General features: G+C 27.4%; 3 protein-coding genes. All 3 read right to left on the bottom strand.

What is annotated here, in order from left to right; genetic code table 11:
- Window positions 1-466 precede the first annotated feature (466 nt).
- Window positions 467-1408, bottom strand: coding sequence for a D-Ala-D-Ala carboxypeptidase family metallohydrolase (locus VJ881_06880; protein ID HKL75775.1), 942 nt, complete (start codon window positions 1406-1408; stop codon window positions 467-469).
- Window positions 1401-3053, bottom strand: coding sequence for a L,D-transpeptidase family protein (locus VJ881_06875; GenBank protein ID HKL75774.1), 1653 nt, complete (start codon window positions 3051-3053; stop codon window positions 1401-1403). Before VJ881_06875 ends, VJ881_06880 begins: the two co-directional genes overlap by 8 nt.
- A gap of 366 nt (window positions 3054-3419) precedes the next feature.
- Window positions 3420-4964 (bottom strand): SpoIIE family protein phosphatase, encoded by a 1545-nt coding sequence (locus VJ881_06870; GenBank protein HKL75773.1) that lies wholly within the window; start codon window positions 4962-4964, stop codon window positions 3420-3422.
- Between the last annotated feature and the right edge of the window lie 378 nt (window positions 4965-5342).

Raw genomic sequence — 5342 nt, 5'->3', positions numbered from 1 at the left:
TTAACAGGTACAGAATGCTCTGGTAGGTAATCTCCTTCACCTAATTCAATTTGAGTAACTTTCACATCATCATTTTCCACTATTCCTTTAGAATTAACTCCTCTTTTGTTCTCTTCAGTAATCACTTCATCTAATTTCATTATATTCATTTAAAAATCTCCTCCTATATTTTAAGTTGATTATTTAACTCAACTTTATTATATAGGTTAACTATAAAGAATGCTATGATATTCCTCACATTGAGTTAAATTTATGAGAATGTCGAATACCGGCTTAGATTATAGCAAGAATTTTTCAAAGCCGCTAAAACTACATTCCCATAAATTTAACTCTACCTGAAAAGCAAAAGGAGAGTACCATATTTGAATTTTAGTGCTCCGGAAATAAGCTTTGCTTACGTTTGGAGCAGTATTATGAGAAAATGGTACCCTTCTTTTTATGCTATATACTATTTTTATATATCAATTTACCACCTTGCTATATAACCCCTTGTATCAATATGAATAAAAGGACCATGACTGGTAGTTTTGTGATAAATCCCCAATCCTCCAATAAATCTACTATATTCATCTCTATTTGTTGATTCTTCTACTACTCGCGATAATTTTCTAGCATCAGCTATATTTACTCTACCATCTTCATTGAGATCATCCATATAATTATTAGATTTTCTATCTATAAATATATCTGCTGCATCTCCAAAAATATGACGACTAAAAGCAACATTCCCTATTGCCTGATTATAATAGGGAGTTCTATATCCACTCATTACATGAAATACATCAGTTCTAATTCCTCTTTTATTTGCTTCTCTGAGAATATATTCTAACTTTTGAAGAAGAGAAGGTTGAATTACCAAATATTTAGGATAATTACTATTCTGTTTACACAAAAATTGCTTTAATTGAAAGTGAGGACTAAGATATATATTTTCATTTTCTTTAGTTACTTTAATAAACCCGCGAGGCAGTTCATAATCTTCCTTTTTGTCATCAGGTATAGTTGGATAATCACCTATTCGGTAACCATTTAGATAACCATCCTCTAAATTATCATAGGCTTCCATTACAAATACCTGTAAAAGGATTTTATCTTTTGTTTTTGTGTTGTATATTTCAATTTGATAATTACCTATTTTCTCTGGTGATTTTAACTTCCACTTTGTATTTTCTTTTTTTATCATCTTAATTTCTGGATGTTTGATTTTGTAATTATCATTTTCATCAGCTTCAGAAACTTTTAAATTAATTTCTTCCTGAGGCAAAACAAAAACACTAAATTTTTCATGCTGAATCAATGAATCATTATAAACAAGTTTAAAATCGGCTTTTCCTGGATCAAAACTGGCTGCTGCAGGAATTGTTAATATTAAAATCAATAAAATTGTAGTTGTTATTTTTTTAATCATTTTCAATCCTTTCTTTTATTTGATAAAATGCAGAAATCAATCTAGCATCTCGATTATAGATATCATTTCTAAGCTGTAATCTACCCTGATCATCAACCCAGGCTGTCATATATATGATATGGATCGGTAACTTTTGAGTTAAATTTACAGTAGTTTCTTTATTAGTTTCAAGAATACTGTTTATCTTTTTTAGATCCCAGTTCTTATCTTCTCTTAAAAGATAATCAGTCAATTTCAATGGTTCTTCTAAGCGAATACATCCCGAACTAAAATTACGCTTAGTTTGAGTAAAAAGTTCTTTATTAGGAGTATCATGGAGATAAACACTAAACTTATTTGGAAACATGAATTTAACTCTTCCTAAAGCATTATTAGGACCGGGATCCTGTCTTAAATAATAATTAAAATTATTTTTATTTAGATTATCCCAGTTGATTTCCTGGTAATTTTGCTCTATAATTTTTCCATCTATAAATTTCAAAACTTTAAAATTATTTTCAGAAATATAATTAATATCTTTTTTTATTAATGGTAATTTATCCTCTACAGCTATTGTCCGTGGTACAGTCCAATAAGGATTTAAAACTAGATAACTTAATTTACTACTAAAAACAGGAGTACTTCTCTGTTCTCTACCAACAATTACACTCATTTCCAGTACCTTTTCTTTGTTTTCATAGACCTGTAAAGTATAATCAGCAATATTTGTAAAAATATAATTTTCACCAAAGCTTTTAGGAAGCCACCTTAGTCGTTCCATATTTATCTCTACAGTTCTTATTATCTCTTCAATATCTCTATTTAAAGCCCTAAATGTATTAGGGCCAACAATCCCATCTGGTTTTAAGCCATGTCTTTTCTGAAAATCAATAATAGATTCTTTTAAATCTTTATCATATTCTTCATCTATTTCTCCAGTAAAATCCTGGGATTGCTTTAATCGAAACTTTAAATTTCTAATACTTTCTCCAGTCATACCTGATTTTAAATTCTGAGATGTTTCTACTTTTGTCCAACCACCATCTTTTTTTATTTCACGTAATAATTTTAACTTATTTTTTAATTTGTGGTATCTTTCGTTTTGAGGTATAAGTGAATAAAGAGAACTCTTAACCTCCTGCTTTTGAACGGCTTTTTCTAAAAACTCTTCTAAATTTATATCTTTTTTTACAGTCAACCATTCCTTCTCAAAATTTTCTGGTTCAAGAACCCCATCACTAAAATGGGAAGCCAGTAAATAAAAAGAATTTGTTAAAAAAATATCTGCAATCGCTTTTTCCTTAAAAGATAAAGTTTCTTTTTTAAAAAAATTTTCAAGAAATTGAGCTCGATATAATTTGGGATTTAAGCCTTCCTCTGCAATATTAGCTAATACTTCTCTCAATTGATAAGCTGACTCGTTAAAGTCATCTTCATTGAACCAGATTGGATCAAAATTATTTTTTTCATATAAATTGTTTATTTCATCTATAAAATATGGAGGATCAATATTTGAAGCAGCACTATTATTTACCTTAAATATACTTAATGTATACCTTATTTTATCATTTATTTCTTTCTGAGAGCTAGCCAAAGCAGAACCAGTTATAACTAAGATTAATAGTATCAAAAATATAGTCATAAGACTCTTTCTTTTATTATTCATTTTCCTCAACTCCCTGACTTTAAATTAAATATTTTTTAGGAATAATGAATATTTTTAAAGAGTATATTTATCTAAATCGATTATTATCTTATTATAGCATAATAAACTTTTCTGATATAGTCAATTATATTTATAAAAATTTGATGATAAATATGTATATAGGAAAATAGTCCCCTCTTCTTTTCTATAATATAAGGTTTTAATGGAAATAATTTTAATTAAAAGTAAATAATTATTCATTTGAGAAGTTGACATATATTAGACTTTAAATAAATAAAAAGAGTGCCGTATTTCAAATTTTAGTACTCCTGAAATCCTCTTTACTTAATAATAGAGCAGTATATGAGAAAACGGTACTCTTCTTATTTATATTAATTCTTCATGTTTTAACATCAAATAAGTAACATCATCCTGAACTATTTCTTCACCTTTGAAATTATTAAAATCTAAATATATATTTTCAATTATTTGATCTGGCTTTAAATCTTTGTTTTCATAAATGGTATCAATCAATCTTTCCTGACCATAAATTTTTTCTCTGTTACTACTATTAGACTGTTCAATTAAACCATCTGTATTCAAAAAGAAAACATCTCCTGGATCTAAACTAAACTCACATACATCGTATTCACCAAAACTAACAAAAGAAATCGGCATTCCACCACAACTAAAAGAACTTATCCCTTCACCTTTTTTTAATAATAAAGGAGGAGTTTGAATACCAGCATTACTATATTTAATATTTTTAGTTTCTAAATCCATGACTCCTATGATCAAACAGATAAAATAATCATCAGGAAAGGTCTCTTCACTATATCGTTTATTAATATAATTTAAAATATTTGCGGGATTTAGAAGGTCTTCATTAGCAGGTATATTTTTAGAAATAAGATAAGAATTAATTGTTTCTTTTAAAAAAATATTTAACATTGAACCACTCAAATCATGACCACTTACATCCGAAATATAAAATATTAAGTGATTTTCAACCTGAATAAAATTATAAAAATCGCCTCCCAACCTCTCTGCAGGTGAATAATAAGTTGCTATTGTTAAATCTTCAAATTCAGGAGTTCTAGAAGGTAAAAATTGATCATGTAATTTACCGGCTTTTTCAAACTGATTTTCCAATTTATTTACTACCTGTTTTATTTTCCTTTCAGCTCTCTTAACTTTTGTTATATCCAAAGCTACCTCTATAAAACCTTTTATCTCACCATTTTCATTAAAATCTGGTATAGCTTTCATCCGCCAAATTCTTTGATCAGGTTTTTCCATAATTGTTTCAGTTATTTTTTTATTTTTTTTAGCTTCAACTAAAGGGCAGTTAGTACAGGCTTCATCTAAGTCCCATTTTTTGAAACATTTTTTGCCTCTTACATTCTCAAAATCTATATTATTATATTCTAAAGCAGCTTTATTTGCCCATTGAATATTAAAATCAGTGTCCATATAAATAATCATTTCTGTAAGGTTATTTAAAATATTATCATTAAACTCTCTTTCTTTTTTTAATTCAAGACTCTTTAATTTTCTCTTAGTAATATTTTCATGAGATATTACAACTTTATAATCCCCTTCACCCTGAAATGGAGTAACTCTCATATTAAACCATCTTTTTTCATCAGGTGAATGGCAGGGATATTCCAGACTAAAAATTTTTTTATTACCATTAATTATTTTTTTTATATTCTTTGCAATTTTTTTATCTCCAGCATTTGAAGAATCTTCTACTATTTTTAAATAATTAGTTCCTTCACAGCATTCTTCAAGAACCAAACCATTACTTTCAGCAAAATCTTTCCAGGCCTGATTGGTATATCTTATTATTCCTTTTTTATCTAAAATAGCAATATGAGCCGAAAGTGAATCTAAAGCAGATTGAATAAAATTATCATGTAATTTGTTCATTATATCTCCTCTCTTCTTTTATAATAATAAATTTTTTAGTATATATATTATTTCAACTAAAAATATAAAATTCCTGTAATTTTTTTGTATTTAATAGAAATTTAATATATTATTAGTGGTTAATTATAATTATAGAAAAATATGTTTGCATAAAAAAAGAGTACCATATTTCGAATTTTAGTGCTCCTGAAATCAGCTTTGCTTAAATTTGGAGCAGTATATGAGAAAATGGTACCCTTATGCTATATACTATTTTATATATATGTCAATTAATCACTAATCAACCTGCCTATTAAATTCCCTCACCTTTTCATTATATTCACCCAGATCTTCATTTAACTTTTCAGTTTCATTCATAGCATCAAAAACTTCTAAAGC

The organism is Halanaerobiales bacterium (genome assembly GCA_035270125.1).
Classification (GTDB): domain Bacteria; phylum Bacillota; class Halanaerobiia; order Halanaerobiales; family DATFIM01; genus DATFIM01.
The sequence above is the reverse complement of the archived record's forward strand: the minus strand, read 5'-3'. Positions and strand labels throughout refer to the sequence as shown.

Bases quoted from the DNA above. Each gene is read 5' to 3' on its own strand.
- VJ881_06880 (HKL75775.1), bottom strand. From the start codon at position 1,408: ATGATTAAAAAAATAACAACTACAATTTTATTGATTTTAATATTAACA.
- VJ881_06875 (HKL75774.1), bottom strand. From the start codon at position 3,053: ATGAATAATAAAAGAAAGAGTCTTATGACTATATTTTTGATACTATTA.
- VJ881_06870 (HKL75773.1), bottom strand. From the start codon at position 4,964: ATGAACAAATTACATGATAATTTTATTCAATCTGCTTTAGATTCACTT.